Annotated in this window: 14 protein-coding genes; 11 read left to right on the top strand and 3 right to left on the bottom strand. The window is 54.3% G+C overall.

The features are described 5' to 3' along the window. The first annotated feature begins 107 nt into the window (after window positions 1-107). The gene (locus WFO64_RS07825; protein WP_337010440.1) at window positions 108-740 is read left to right on the top strand and encodes a helix-turn-helix domain-containing protein; all 633 of its coding nucleotides are present in this window, start codon (window positions 108-110) and stop codon (window positions 738-740) included. Window positions 741-805: 65 nt separating this feature from the next. Here WFO64_RS07825 and WFO64_RS07820 read toward each other — a convergent pair whose 3' ends face one another. After that, entirely contained in the window at window positions 806-1054 is a 249-nt protein-coding gene (locus WFO64_RS07820) for a hypothetical protein (RefSeq protein ID WP_337010438.1), read from the bottom strand. A gap of 305 nt (window positions 1055-1359) precedes the next feature. Between WFO64_RS07820 and WFO64_RS07815 the strand changes: the two genes are divergently transcribed. Further along, window positions 1360-1560 (top strand): hypothetical protein, encoded by a 201-nt coding sequence (locus tag WFO64_RS07815; protein WP_337010436.1) that lies wholly within the window; start codon window positions 1360-1362, stop codon window positions 1558-1560. A 971-nt stretch (window positions 1561-2531) separates the two neighbouring features. Here WFO64_RS07815 and WFO64_RS07810 read toward each other — a convergent pair. Both WFO64_RS07810 and fliE read right to left on the bottom strand, forming a co-directional pair. Then, a complete protein-coding gene (locus WFO64_RS07810; protein WP_337010434.1) occupies window positions 2532-2927 on the bottom strand; it encodes a hypothetical protein in 396 nt (131 codons plus the stop codon). Between the two features lie 1320 nt (window positions 2928-4247). Then, window positions 4248-4559, bottom strand: coding sequence for a flagellar hook-basal body complex protein FliE (gene fliE / locus WFO64_RS07805; RefSeq protein ID WP_013358280.1), 312 nt, complete (start codon window positions 4557-4559; stop codon window positions 4248-4250). Between the two features lie 232 nt (window positions 4560-4791). Between fliE and fliF the strand changes: the two genes are divergently transcribed. The 9 genes from fliF to fliN all read left to right on the top strand — a co-directional run bounded on the left by fliF (window position 4792) and on the right by fliN (window position 13318). Next, window positions 4792-6519 carry a flagellar basal-body MS-ring/collar protein FliF gene (gene fliF, locus WFO64_RS07800; RefSeq protein ID WP_337010432.1) on the top strand — a complete coding sequence of 576 codons (1728 nt, stop codon included), beginning with the start codon at window positions 4792-4794 and terminating at the stop codon, window positions 6517-6519. After that, the gene (gene fliG / locus WFO64_RS07795) at window positions 6516-7508 is read left to right on the top strand and encodes a flagellar motor switch protein FliG (protein WP_003854483.1); all 993 of its coding nucleotides are present in this window, start codon (window positions 6516-6518) and stop codon (window positions 7506-7508) included. Before fliF ends, fliG begins: the two co-directional genes overlap by 4 nt. Further along, entirely contained in the window at window positions 7501-8193 is a 693-nt protein-coding gene (gene fliH, locus WFO64_RS07790; RefSeq protein WP_337010430.1) for a flagellar assembly protein FliH, read from the top strand. The genes fliG and fliH overlap by 8 nt, the downstream gene beginning before the upstream one ends. After that, entirely contained in the window at window positions 8193-9554 is a 1362-nt protein-coding gene (gene fliI / locus WFO64_RS07785) for a flagellar protein export ATPase FliI (protein WP_337010428.1), read from the top strand. Before fliH ends, fliI begins: the two co-directional genes overlap by 1 nt. Window positions 9555-9582: 28 nt before the next feature. Next, window positions 9583-10026: a flagellar export protein FliJ gene (gene fliJ, locus WFO64_RS07780; protein ID WP_337010426.1), complete on the top strand. Its 444-nt coding sequence runs from the start codon at window positions 9583-9585 to the stop codon at window positions 10024-10026. After that, entirely contained in the window at window positions 10023-11291 is a 1269-nt protein-coding gene (locus WFO64_RS07775; protein WP_337010424.1) for a flagellar hook-length control protein FliK, read from the top strand. The genes fliJ and WFO64_RS07775 overlap by 4 nt, the downstream gene beginning before the upstream one ends. Window positions 11292-11420: 129 nt before the next feature. Further along, entirely contained in the window at window positions 11421-11906 is a 486-nt protein-coding gene (fliL, locus tag WFO64_RS07770) for a flagellar basal body-associated protein FliL (protein WP_337010422.1), read from the top strand. 4 nt (window positions 11907-11910) lie between these two features. Next, complete coding sequence (gene fliM, locus WFO64_RS07765) at window positions 11911-12918, top strand: flagellar motor switch protein FliM (protein ID WP_003854473.1); 1008 nt, start codon at window positions 11911-11913, stop codon at window positions 12916-12918. After that, window positions 12911-13318, top strand: coding sequence for a flagellar motor switch protein FliN (gene fliN, locus WFO64_RS07760; protein ID WP_337010420.1), 408 nt, complete (start codon window positions 12911-12913; stop codon window positions 13316-13318). Before fliM ends, fliN begins: the two co-directional genes overlap by 8 nt. The last annotated feature ends 10 nt before the right edge of the window (window positions 13319-13328 follow it).

The following is a 13328-nucleotide window of genomic DNA, read 5'->3' as shown; positions in this document are numbered from 1 at the left end:
GGAACATACTGCGTGCTGAAGAGCCACGTCCTCAGTCTGAAATTTAAGATTGCTTAAGTTTCGGACTTAAGTATACTTAAACCACTCTCAACCAAAAAGTCAAGCTGATGAAAAATGAAACGCTGGGTGACCGCATCCGACTCCAACGGAAATCACTGCAACTAACGCAGAAGCAATTGGCGCAACAGGTGAAAGTGTCCCATGTGGCGATTTCGCAATGGGAAAAAGAGGAGACGCTACCGCGCGGTGAGAACCTGCTACGGCTCGCCGAAGCGCTTGGCTGCGCACCGGCTTTTCTGATAGATGGGGATGGCCCTGTTTTCAGCGAAAGCGCTTACGCTGGTCTCCACCAGATTCCGCTGCTTGCACAGCGCGACGTGGCGCAATGGCTAACTGATGCCGGTTCTGTTCAGCATGCCCTGCTGATGCATAACGACATGGCGCTTTCTCAGCAGAGTTTTGCCTTCCGGGTTGAAGAACAGGCGATGACGCCTGCGATTTTACGGGATGATGTGGTGATTATTGATCCCAGTCTCTCACCTCAGCCAGGCGACTGCGTGCTGGCGTTACAGCATCAGACCGCACTGTTGCGCACCTGGCGTCAGCGCAGGAATGAAGATGGCGTCATGCAGTTTGAACTGGCACCGGTCAATATCAACTTTTCCGAGCTCTATTCCAGCCGGGATAGCCTGAAGCTGATAGGCACGCTAGTGGAAATGCGGCGCTATCGCCCGACATAAAAAAACCCGCCGGACGCGGGTTCACTTTTCATCATAAAACAAGGCTTAAGAGGATCGTCGGGCAACTAGAGGGCGTCAGTCAGTTGATCCACTATCACATTGCCCTGCAGATCGGTCTGCGTAATGCGGTAATTGACCGGCCATGAGCGGCGGGTGTTGAGTTTATCGAACAGCGTGACGCCGCCTTTTTTAACACCCTCACGGTTAACAATCATCCATTGAGTCACCTCTTCCTGACCACCATTTCTCATACTCAGTGCGCATTGTTCGATTAACTGATCTTCAGCTTCAATCTTTAAATAATCTCGTAACATAATTTTCATCTCCTGGTAACGCGGGTCACTATATGCCTTTCGTTAATCATTTCAATCGAATTTATTTATCGACAATAGTGTGACCTACCGCGAGCCACATGCCAGGTTTGTCCATTTCTGCATCAATGATGCCCGGTTAGCATGATCCTGCTGGACACACCCAAACCTCAAAAATGACAAATTCAGTATGAGAGAAACGCTAAAAAGCCCGCCTCTGGTGGGCTTTTTGTTCTCTTCGCTCCGCAGCGAATGCGGGATTCCAGGGCTGGTCTAGACTTAAAGGACAGGAAAAACAGGAGGGAATTATGTTTAAGCACAATACGAATGAAGAACGTCAGCAAGAAGGGGATGTTAGCAAAAGCCTGCCTGAAGCTGCGCCAAATGCGGGCAATGCTTATGAGGAAGATGATCATCCCGCCACTGATGCACCGAAAGATCATGGCGAAGTGCCACGGAAAAATGATGACAGCCAGGATGATAAAAAAGATCCCTACAAAGCAAGCTGACGGGCGAGAGGTGCGCCCGCTGGGCGCGCTGATCATCGCGATTCGAGGTATTTCAGGGGACGCCCCGCCAGATTGCGCCAGCCGAAAAAGGGTCTGGAGAGTACTATTAATTGAGTGATTCAAAGAGATCGGTTCCAGTTTTCTCGGCTTCCGATCAGGCTTGTCATTCTGCTCTTCTCTGCGTCCGTCATTGGGCTTGTCGTTTGGCTGGACAACATCAGAGAATGCCGTTTGCCCAGCAGGATTGAAGTCGCGCTCCATGGATGTTGGTTGTCGGCGGTACGAGGACAGTCTCAGTTGGTGTAGTGCTTCCCTTCCGCCAGTATTTCTTCAGGGTGCTAGCTGAGAGGTCTACGGTCGCGTAACACTTCGTCTTGTCTGTCTTTTGAGAGCGTTCAACGTTGCGATTAAGATGAGGTGACGCAGGCTTATGCGGGCGAAACCTGAAGCCGTACTCTTTTAATTCTCCCCGCACCTTAACGGCAACAAACGTTCCTCCCCGCTTAGTCTGGAACCGCGGTATTGGTAAAGACAGTTCTTCAATAAGACAACCAATAAATCCCGAGTGTTTTAATCTTAAGGCGAGAGTAAAGCCTTAAAACCCTCTGGCGGGCGCAATCATCACCAGCTATTGACTGATATAAGCCGGAGCCTAACGTATAGCTATCCATCTGGGCCCGATCGCCAGGGACACAGCGTTCATAGGAGATCAAGTCAGCTTTCCGTTAAACTTTCACAACAGGTTTAGCCTTATTCTGGCAAGTCTCGATGCCCTGGCTGAAGAAATTGAATGAAGACTGTTTAATTCACGTTGAATCTTCCTTGCCGCCAGATGACGAAAGAAGTGTAACGCCAAATTCAGCGCGACGTTGGCATGGCCAATTTTATTGACGATGAGCTTTTAGGGCGACGACGGTGGCTAGTAATCACGCACCTGATAAGCTTCAGCCCCTTCTCTCAATAGCGGCGTATCAGGCCCGCTTCGGGACTGTGATAACCTCAGGAGTTTGTAGTCGCAACTCAGCCTGGCTGGACGACTCGCAATCATAGGTACCCCGTATGCGGATTTGACTCTGGCTGGTGCGGACGATTTCCGCCCTCAACATCCCTTTGCCATCGCGCGTCGTCTGCTCCAGATTGACCATTCCCGGCGCCTTGGTATTTTTAACCAGCAGTTTGATCGTTGCGTTGTCGTAATCGCCCTTACCTTTGGCAAAAGTAACTTTCTGCGTTTTCGCACGTTCACCGTTTACTGAGAACCAGCCATTTTTATCGGGTTTAAGGTAGAACGGCCCGCACTGTGTGGCGGCAAAGGCGGGGGCAAATATGCTGATTAGCGACGTTATCAGGATAAGTTTCTTTAACATTGGTCTGGCGTCCTGCTGATGGGTGATAAGGTGTCAAACCGGAGAGTTGACACAGCTTGTGGCGCAATAAGTAAGAGTATAGCTAATGACCCGAATCTCAATGCCTGACAGAATAAATGAGTTCTGGAACCGAATGTCGCTGGGCCATCGACAAAAGGCAGGAACAGAGAAGCGCCCCTGCTCACCGCTTTGTTGCTTCTGTTAAATTTAAATAATCAGCCGTCGTTCGTTTATAAAACCCCAATAACCAGACATAAATCTTATCGTTTGAAACGTTAGTGAATATCATCTCCTTTTATAAATGACCGGTCAGGGAAATTTGCACCCGATTTATGAAGAGAGAATGAATAAGCATATCAATCACGACTATTTCACTTATTCTTCACAGGGTTCTGATCCCATTATTTAATGGCTAACGATTTATTTCTGGTCTCAACACCCATTATTAGCATGCTGATTGAGCATAGCTTCCTTTGATAAAATCCACATTTTCACCCCCATATTTATCAGAAAGGCCAACGCTGTACATTGGCGCAAGGTCTTATTTTATTTGCCTGATTTATATGCCAGTAATATATTTCATTCAGGAGTCGGTGGAAAGATATGATATCTCTGTCGGGCGGGCGCCTTCTGGAGCGCTTGTCTTATCAATGTTGATGACGGGGTGCACCATATTCTTAATATTGTTAACTTCAGAGGTTAACTTCCGAATTACCGAGCATCCGCTCAGGATGTCAGAAAGAAATATGCAGGAAAGATTTTCAGGTGACACCTGTCCCCCTGGGGGGACATAAAATGGAGCCCGGTCTTTGCTACCGGATAATGTCTGGATACAGCATACTGATGATAAGGGCTTTTTTAGAGCGGCTATAATTTCAGTGGTCACTGCATCACGCAATGCAGATATAGCAAAAAGGCCTGTCAACAGGACACGCTGGATGCTTTTTATGTTTGTGAAAGAGGTCGGTCGCGACTGATCTGACACGTTTAACAGCAGGATATACTATGGGTTTCAGCTTTTAATTAGCCATTCGGACAGACAGCAAACGCCCTTCGCAGCCGCGCAGGCCTCCGGCCAGATAATCCTGACTCAGGTTCTCATCGCGCGTTCTCTCAGCAGACGCAAACCCGAGCATCATCATTTTGCAAAAGGATCATCCCAATGCACAGAAGAGATGCCGGGTTTATGGCGACTGGACGTCAGAGAACAATACCGACCCGCTATCGCTCATCAACACGAAAATGAGCGATGTGTACGACATGGATACTCGAACAACATGCCCGTCCCGCAGACCAGATCAGCGTCAGACAGTTACGCACCTAAACCTGCATATTCATAATTTCACTGTAGGCAGATACCAGCTTGTTCCTGACCTGAATACCCATCTGCATTGAGATTGACGATTTCTGCAGATCGACCATCACGTCATTCAGCGCGATACCGGGTTTACCCATCTCAAAATCCTGCGCCTGGGTGCGGGCGGTGGTCTGCGTCTCGCTGATCTTATCCAGCGCCGCTTTCATGGTCGCACCGAAATCGATCTGATTAGTGGCTTCACTGCTTCGGTTGCTGGCCTGCAGTGAGGTCGCCTGAAGCTGCTGCAGTACGCCGTCAATTGCCTGAATGGACATGAACGATACCTTATTAAAGAGGGTGATGATTTTTCTGTGGGTAAAAGTTAGCACGTTGTCAATGAGACAAAGCCGCTAAATGACATCAAAAACCCTACCTTATCCAGCCATCGAATTTTGCTTATCACCTAATAATGCCTGGCATTGAAGTGGAAATTTTATCTACGCAGGTCAGGGAGTCTGTTTTGCCATCTCAACTTACCCGGTCAATTACGTCAGGCAGGAATCGGTCATGAATGCGAGTACAGCCGCCACAACAGAACAAGAAAAGAAAGGCTTCGGTGACCTGCTCGCTCGCCTGCGCGCAAATCCGCGTATTCCTTTAATCGTCGCCGCTGCCGCCGTTGTGGCGATAGTGATCGCGATGGTGCTCTGGGCGAAGCAGCCCAGCTATAGCGTCCTTTATAACAACCTCACTGATGAAGATGGCGGTGCCATCGTCACGCAGCTGACGCAGATGAACATCCCTTATCGCTTCGCCGAAAACGGCGGCGCGCTGATGGTGCCGGAAGCGAACGTACATGAGCTGCGTCTGCGTCTGGCTCAGCAGGGTCTGCCAAAAGGCGGATCTGTGGGCTTTGAACTGCTGGATAAAGAGAAGTTTGGTATCAGCCAGTTCAGCGAGCAGGTTAACTACCAGCGCGCCCTGGAAGGCGAACTGGCCCGCACCATCGAGTCGCTTGGCCCGGTCAAAAGCGCCCGTGTTCATCTGGCGATGCCAAAACCGACCTTATTTGTGCGTGAGCAGAAAGCGCCCTCCGCTTCTGTCACCTTAACCCTTCAGCCTGGCCGTGCGCTGGATGAAGGCCAGATTCAGGCCATCGCCCACATGGTTTCCAGCAGCGTCGCCGGTTTACCGCCGGGCAACGTCACCGTGGTCGATCAGTCCGGTCGCCTGCTGACCCGCTCTGATTCCGCCGGTCGCGATCTGAATGACGCGCAGTTGAAGTATGCCTCTGAAGTTGAAGCGCGTTACCAGCAACGGATTGAAGCGATCCTGAATCCGATTCTCGGCCAGGGCAATGTGCATGCGCAGGTTACCGCGCAGATCAACTTCGACACCAGCGAACAGACCGACGAGAAATATCAACCTAACGCTAACCCGTCTAACACGGCGATCCGCTCGCGTCAGACCAGTACCAGCGACCAGTCGGGCAGCCCTTATCCGGGCGGCGTGCCGGGCGCGCTCTCTAACCAGCCTGCGCCAGCCAATACCGCGCCGGTGACGACGCCGAACAACAATGCAGCCAATGGCCAGAACGCCAATGGTCAGAATGCTAACGGACAGAACAACGCCGGCCAGGCCACCAACACCGCCGCAGCCAGCTCGACACCGACCAACTCGCGTCGTGACGACACGGTGAACTACGAACTGGATCGCTCCATTCGTCATACCAAAGTGAATGTCGGCGATGTACAGCGCCTGTCGGTTGCGGTGGTGGTGAACTTCCGTGCTGACGATAAAGGCAAAGCGGTTGCACTAAACGAACAGCAACTGAAGCAGATTGAAGATCTGACCCGAGAAGCGATGGGCTATTCCCAGAACCGTGGCGACAGCGTCAACGTGGTGAACTCGCAGTTCAACACCACGGAACCGATGACCGCCGATCTGCCCTTCTGGCAACAGCAGTCCTTCTTTGATCAGCTGATGAACGCCGGTAAGTGGCTGTTGATTGCCCTGGTCGCCTTCATTCTTTATCGCAAACTGGTTCGTCCGCACCTGGTTCGCAAGCAGGCCGCAGAGAAAGCCGCCGCTGAAGCCATTGCCGCCCGTGCCACAGAGCAGCCGGAAGAAGAAGCCTTTAATGTGCAGCTCAGCAAAGATGAGCTGGATCAGGAACGTAAGTCTAACAACCGCATGAGCGCAGAAGTGATGAGTCAGCGCATCCGCGACATGTCAGAAAACGATCCGCGCGTTGTCGCGCTGGTAATTCGCGAATGGATGAGTAAAGAGCTATGAGTCTGACCGGAACCGAAAAAAGCGCCATCCTGATGATGACCATTGGTGAAGAGCGCGCCGCGGAAGTTTTCAAACACCTGAACCAGCGCGAGGTACAGCACCTGAGCGGTGCAATGGCCAACATGCGTCAGGTGTCGCATAAACAGCTGACTGAAGTACTGCGTGAGTTCGAAGCGGATGCCGAGCAGTTCGCGGCGCTGAGTCTGAACTCCAATGAATACCTGCGTTCGGTGCTGACCCGTGCCCTGGGCGAAGAACGTGCCTCCAGCCTGCTGGAGGACATTCTCGAAACGCGCGAAACCACCAGCGGCATGGAAACGCTCAACTTTATGGAGCCGCAGGCCGCTGCCGATCTGATTCGCGACGAGCATCCACAGATCATCGCCACTATTCTGGTCCACCTCAAGCGTGCCCAGGCAGCCGATATTGTGGCGCTGTTCGACGAGCGTCTGCGTCACGACGTGATGCTGCGTATCGCCACCTTTGGGGGTGTGCAGCCAGCCGCGCTGGCTGAGCTGACCGAAGTGCTGAACGGCCTGCTGGATGGCACCAACCTCAAGCGTGCGAAGATGGGCGGCGTGAGAACAGCAGCCGAGATCATCAACCTGATGAAGACACAGCAGGAAGAGGCGGTTATCGAAGCCGTACGCGACTTCGATGGCGAACTGGCGCAGAAAATTATCGACGAGATGTTCCTGTTCGAAAACCTGGTGGCAGTGGACGACCGCAGCATCCAGCGTCTGTTGCAGGAAGTGGAGTCCGAGCAGCTGCTGGTTGCACTGAAAGGTGCCGAACAGCCACTGCGCGAGAAGTTCCTCAAAAACATGTCTGCCCGTGCGGCCGATATCCTGCGCGACGATCTGGCCAACCGGGGTCCGGTGCGTATGTCTGCAGTGGAAAACGAACAGAAAGCGATCCTGCTGGTGGTACGCCGCCTGGCCGAATCGGGCGAGATGGTGATTGGTGGTGGCGAGGAAACGTATGTCTGATGCATTTTCTGCCCGCCCCTGGCAGCTTTGGCAGCCCAATGATTTAGGCCGCTTTGATGAGCCTGAACCTGAACTGCAGCCAGAAATTTACGAAGCTGAAGACGGCGTTGATGAGCAGCAACAGCAGCTCGAACGCCTGCAACAGCAGATGCGTAAAGAGGCACAGGGCCAGGGTTACAACGAAGGCTATCAGCAGGGTATTACCGAAGGTCAGAAAGCCGGCTATGACGCCGGTTTTCAGCAGGGTCTGGCCGATGCCCAGCAGCAGCAGGCGCCACTTCAGGCGCGGATGCAGCAACTGGTGACGGAGTTCCAGAACACGCTGGAATCACTGGACAGCGTGATTGCTGCCCGCCTGATGCAGCTGGCGCTGGAAGCCGCTCGCTCAGTCATTGGTCAGGCAACCACGGTGGATGGCACTGCCCTGCTGCGCCAGATTCAGGGTTTACTGCAGCAGGAACCGATGTTCAGCGGTAAACCGCAACTGCGGGTTCACCCGGACGATTTACAACGCATTGAGCAGACCCTGGGCCCAACGCTGGATCTGCATGGCTGGCGCCTGATAGCTGACAATACCCTCCATCCTGGCGGCTGCAAGCTCAGCGCTGAAGATGGCGATCTGGATGCCAGCGTCGCGACACGCTGGCAGGAACTCTGCCGTCTTGCTGCACCAGGAGAAGTGTAATGACCACCCGTCTGAATCGCTGGCTGGGCTCGCTCGACGCCTTTGAGAAACGCATCGCCCAGGTGCAGCCAGTACGCCGTTATGGCCGCCTGACCCGCGCTACCGGCCTGGTGCTGGAAGCGACTGGCTTACAGCTACCCCTGGGGGCGACCTGCGTGATCGAACGTAATGATGGCAAAACCATCAGCGAAATCGAAAGCGAAGTCGTGGGATTCAATGGTCAGAAGCTGCTGATGATGCCACTGGAAGAAGTGGACGGCATTTTACCGGGTGCGCGGGTTTATGCGCGCCAGAATGGTGAGAACCCGCAGGCGGGCAAACAGCTGATGCTGGGGCCAGAACTGCTGGGCCGCGTACTTGATGGCAGCGGCCGGCCACTGGACGGCCTGCCGTCACCAGATACCGGCTATCGCGCGCCGCTGAACACCCCACCATTTAACCCGCTGCAGCGTACGCCGATTACCGACGTGCTGGATACCGGCGTTCGGGCGATTAACGCCCTACTCACAGTCGGTCGCGGTCAGCGTATGGGCCTTTTCGCCGGTTCGGGTGTGGGTAAAAGCGTGCTGCTCGGCATGATGGCGCGCTATACCAAAGCAGACGTCATTGTGGTTGGTCTGATTGGCGAACGTGGCCGCGAAGTCAAAGATTTTATCGAGAACATACTCGGTGCTGAAGGCCGCGCCCGTTCGGTCGTGATCGCCGCCCCGGCGGACGTCTCGCCGCTGCTGCGTATGCAGGGCGCGGCCTACGCTACCCGCATCGCTGAAGATTTTCGCGATCGCGGCAAGCATGTATTGCTGATTATGGATTCCCTGACCCGCTACGCCATGGCGCAGCGTGAAATTGCCCTGGCGATTGGTGAGCCCCCGGCTACCAAAGGCTATCCGCCTTCCGTGTTCGCCAAACTGCCTGCGTTGGTTGAGCGTGCCGGTAACGGTATCGACGGTGGCGGCTCGATCACCGCTTTCTATACCGTACTGACCGAAGGCGACGATCAGCAGGACCCGATTGCGGACTCCGCGCGTGCCATTCTCGACGGCCATATCGTGCTGTCGCGTCGGCTAGGCGAAGCGGGTCACTATCCGGCCATTGATATCGAAGCCTCGATCAGCCGTGCGATGACCTCGCTGATCGACGAGAACCACTATGCGCAGGTGCGCCAGTTCAAGCAGTTGCTCTCCAGTTTCCAGCGTAACCGCGATCTGGTCAGTGTGGGTGCCTATGCCGCCGGCAGCGATCCAATGCTCGATAAAGCGATCAAGCTCTATCCGCAGATGGAAGCCTTCCTGCAACAGGGCATCTTTGAACGCAGCGATTACGACGACGCCAGCCTGCATCTGCATGCGCTGTTTGGCTAGTCACACGAATTAACGCGAGGTAACGGCAATGAAAACTGCAAATGCCATTGATACGCTGCGCGACTTAGCGGAGCAGGATCTCGAACGCGCCGCCATCTATTTAGGCGATATGCGACGCGGCCAGCATGCCGCTAACGAGCAGCTGACCATGCTGCTCGACTATCAGGACGAATATCGCAACAAGCTCAACGATGATATGTCATCGGGTATCGCTAACACCCGCTGGACGAACTATCACCAGTTTATTCAGACGCTGGAAAAGGCGATTGAACAGCACCGCAACCAGCTCAATAACTGGAACCAGCGGCTGGAGCAGGCGCTAATCAACTGGCGTGACAAACAGCAGCGGCTGAACGCCTATCAGACCCTGATTACGCGGGCAGCTGAAAATGCTTTACGACAGGAAAACCGTCTCGATCAGAAACGGATGGATGAATTTGCCCAACGGGCCGCATCGAGGAGAGGCGAATGATTACGCTGCCAAACATTGCCATGAAAGCGGCGGTAAAAACCGACGCGGAAACAACAGTTTCAACTGACCTTGCCGCGGGTGCTGATGCCCTGCCAAAGGATTTTCTGACTGCGCTGGGAAACCAGCTGCTCGGCCAGGCTAAACAGCAGGGAAAAGCCGCGCAATCCACTGACGCTAAAGCCGAAACTGCCGATGACGCTCGTTCAAAGGCCCCCCTGAATACACTGATGGCAGCACTGGATAATCCAGCGGCGCTGACCGCTCTGTTTAAACCGGAAAATATTAAAGCTGGGTCAAAATCAGCCGATGATAAAGACAAGCCCGATGCCGCCCCCTTAAGCGCCAGCGACATGCAGAATGTGCAGGCGCTGTTCGCCATGTTACCGGGCGTTGCAGCTGTCCCTGCCACTACCCCGACCCCGGTCAGCAGTGAGGCGGGCGAGCTGATTGCCCAGACCGACACGGGCCGTAAAACACAGGCCTCGCTGACGCAACTGCTTAACAGTGCGCAGGAGAACCACGCAGCGGGAAAAGATGAACAGCCAGGGGAAAGAAGTGCTGCGCAGAGCACACCGGCCGTCAGTACTGCCGCCAGCCAGAGCAGCACCGCCGCGCAAAGTGCGACCAGCAGCGGTCTGACGCTCGACGCTAGTTTCCAGCAGGCGCTGAGCAATATGGTTAAGCAGGATGATCAGGCTGCGATTAAAGCCAGCGCCAGCGATAACGCGCTCGATACCACGCCGATCGCCAGTGCCAGCAGCCTGCCCGCACCGGTGACCGCCTCCGCGACCAGCAGCACACCGTCAACGCCGATGCTCAACTCACAACTGGGCAGCGACGAGTGGCAGCAGGCGCTGAGTCAGCAGATTGTGATGTTCAGTCGCAACGGCCAGCAGAACGCGGAGTTACGTTTGCATCCGGAAGACCTTGGCGCTATCCAGATCAGCCTGAAACTGGATAACGACCAGGCACAAATTAGTCTGGTCTCCAGCCATAGCCACGTCAGATCGGCACTGGAAGCCGCGATACCGCAGCTGCGCAGCGCGCTGGCAGAAAGCGGTATCAACCTGGGCGAGAGTCAGGTGAGCAGTGACAGTTCCGCGCAGGGCCAGAGCTTCCAGCAGCAGCAGGAGGCGCGCCGCGATGGACAGCATGGCCGCTTCTCCCTCTCCCAGGACAGTGACACCGACATTACGCCGATTGCCGTTCCCGCTGCCCTTCAGGCTCGCGTCAGTGGCAACAGCGCCGTCGACACTTTTGCCTGACAGCGACAAACGCTGAAGGTAAGCGTAAAACCCGCGTCTTTTCTTCCCATTGGTTTGACTTAAGACGCGGGATAATCTGTCCCGTGAGCCGAGAGGCTTGCCCATAATTCACAGGAAGTAACTGCTACCATGTCTGATAACGCGAAAGCAAAAGGCCGCAAACGTAAACTCTTAATACCGGTGTTGCTCATTGTGACGCTGGCCGCTTGCAGCGTGGCAGGCTATGCAGTCTGGCGAATAATGAACAAACATGAGGGCGATAAGCCTGAGGTGGCGAAAGTTGAACCGCCTCCCGCTCCGGTCTTTTTTGCACTTGATACATTTACGGTTAACCTGGTCAATCCCGACAACGATCCTGACCGCGTGCTTTACGTAGGCTTTACCCTGCGTCTGGCCGATGAGGATACCCGGCGTCGGTTGAATGACTATCTGCCTGAGGTGCGCAGCCGTTTGCTGCTGCTGCTCTCGCGTCAGAGCGCTGCGGCGCTGGCGACAGAGCAAGGAAAGCAGGCGCTTGTAGAACAAATTAAACAGGCGCTGGCACCCCCGCTGGTAAAAGGTCAACCTCCGCAGGCCGTAAACGATGTGCTGTTTACTGCCTTCATTTTGAGGTGAATCAATGGGCGATAGCATTCTCTCCCAGGCTGAAATTGACGCCCTTTTAAACGGCGACAGTGGCAGCGCGGAAGAAGAAAAGAAACAAAACGGGCCCGAGGGCGATATTCGCCCTTACGATCCCAATACCCAGCGCCGCGTGGTGCGCGAGCGTTTACAGGCGCTGGAGATTATTAACGAGCGTTTTGCCCGTAGTTTCCGTATGGCGCTGTTTAACCTGCTGCGCCGTAGCCCGGATATCAGCGTTGGGGCGATTAAGATTCAGCCGTATCACGAGTTTGCCCGCAATCTGCCGGTGCCAACCAACCTGAACCTGATCCACCTGAAGCCGCTGCGCGGCACCGCGCTGGTGGTGTTCTCACCGAGCCTGGTGTTTATCGCCGTTGACAACCTGTTTGGTGGCGACGGACGTTTTCCGACAAAAGTCGAAGGCCGTGAGTTTACCCATACCGAGCAGCGCGTTATTCGCCGTATGCTGAAACTGGCGCTGGATGGTTACAGCGACGCATGGAAGGCCATTTATCCACTGGACGTCGAGTATGTGCGTTCAGAGATGCAGGTCAAGTTCACCAACATTACCACTTCACCGAACGACATCGTGGTTAACACGCCGTTCCAGGTGGAGATTGGTAACCTGGTGGGTGAGTTTAATATTTGCATCCCGTTTTCTATGATTGAACCGCTGCGCGAGCTGCTGGTGAATCCACCGCTCGAAAACTCCCGTCAGGAAGATAACCACTGGCGTGACAACCTGGTCAAACAGGTGCAGCACTCTGAGCTGGAACTGATCGCTCACTTTGCCGAAACTTCACTGCGTCTGTCACGGATTTTGCAGCTGAAACCCGGTGATGTGCTGCCGATTGAGAAACCGGAACGCATTATCGCGCATGTTGATAGCGTCCCGGTCTTAACCAGCCAATATGGCACGATGAATGGTCAGTACGCGCTCCGTGTCGAACACCTGATAAACCCGATTTTGAATTCGCTGAACGAGGAACAGCCCCATGACTGACAGTAATAAACCGTCTGACGATATCTCTGCGGACGATCTGTGGGCTGAGGCGATGAATGAGCAGGTCGGCAGCAGCACTGCGCCGCAGACCGACGAAGTTTTTAAATCATTCGACAGCGGCAACGTCGCTGGATCGCTGCAGGATATCGATCTGATTATGGATATCCCGGTGAAACTCACCGTGGAACTGGGCCGCACCAAAATGACCATTAAAGAGCTGCTGCGTCTGGCGCAGGGGTCGGTGGTATCACTGGACGGCCTGGCGGGCGAACCGCTGGATATCCTGATCAACGGTTACCTGATCGCTCAGGGTGAAGTGGTCGTGGTGAACGATAAATATGGCGTGCGTATCACCGATATCATCACCCCCTCTGAACGTATGCGTCGTCTGAGTCGCTAAAGAGTCATTG

It is taken from the genome of Pantoea sp. AS142 (assembly GCF_037152305.1).
In the GTDB taxonomy this organism is placed as follows: Bacteria; Pseudomonadota; Gammaproteobacteria; order Enterobacterales; family Enterobacteriaceae; genus Pantoea.
The sequence above is the reverse complement of the archived record's forward strand: the minus strand, read 5'-3'. Positions and strand labels throughout refer to the sequence as shown.

What these genes read in the sequence shown, in the direction of transcription:
- WFO64_RS07825 (WP_337010440.1), top strand. Translation starts at nt 108, where the DNA reads ATGAAAAATGAAACGCTGGGTGACCGCATCCGACTCCAACGGAAATCA.
- WFO64_RS07820 (WP_337010438.1), bottom strand. Translation starts at nt 1,054, where the DNA reads ATGTTACGAGATTATTTAAAGATTGAAGCTGAAGATCAGTTAATCGAA.
- WFO64_RS07815 (WP_337010436.1), top strand. Translation starts at nt 1,360, where the DNA reads ATGTTTAAGCACAATACGAATGAAGAACGTCAGCAAGAAGGGGATGTT.
- WFO64_RS07810 (WP_337010434.1), bottom strand. Translation starts at nt 2,927, where the DNA reads ATGTTAAAGAAACTTATCCTGATAACGTCGCTAATCAGCATATTTGCC.
- fliE (WP_013358280.1), bottom strand. Translation starts at nt 4,559, where the DNA reads ATGTCCATTCAGGCAATTGACGGCGTACTGCAGCAGCTTCAGGCGACC.
- fliF (WP_337010432.1), top strand. Translation starts at nt 4,792, where the DNA reads ATGAATGCGAGTACAGCCGCCACAACAGAACAAGAAAAGAAAGGCTTC.
- fliG (WP_003854483.1), top strand. Translation starts at nt 6,516, where the DNA reads ATGAGTCTGACCGGAACCGAAAAAAGCGCCATCCTGATGATGACCATT.
- fliH (WP_337010430.1), top strand. Translation starts at nt 7,501, where the DNA reads ATGTCTGATGCATTTTCTGCCCGCCCCTGGCAGCTTTGGCAGCCCAAT.
- fliI (WP_337010428.1), top strand. Translation starts at nt 8,193, where the DNA reads ATGACCACCCGTCTGAATCGCTGGCTGGGCTCGCTCGACGCCTTTGAG.
- fliJ (WP_337010426.1), top strand. Translation starts at nt 9,583, where the DNA reads ATGAAAACTGCAAATGCCATTGATACGCTGCGCGACTTAGCGGAGCAG.
- WFO64_RS07775 (WP_337010424.1), top strand. Translation starts at nt 10,023, where the DNA reads ATGATTACGCTGCCAAACATTGCCATGAAAGCGGCGGTAAAAACCGAC.
- fliL (WP_337010422.1), top strand. Translation starts at nt 11,421, where the DNA reads ATGTCTGATAACGCGAAAGCAAAAGGCCGCAAACGTAAACTCTTAATA.
- fliM (WP_003854473.1), top strand. Translation starts at nt 11,911, where the DNA reads ATGGGCGATAGCATTCTCTCCCAGGCTGAAATTGACGCCCTTTTAAAC.
- fliN (WP_337010420.1), top strand. Translation starts at nt 12,911, where the DNA reads ATGACTGACAGTAATAAACCGTCTGACGATATCTCTGCGGACGATCTG.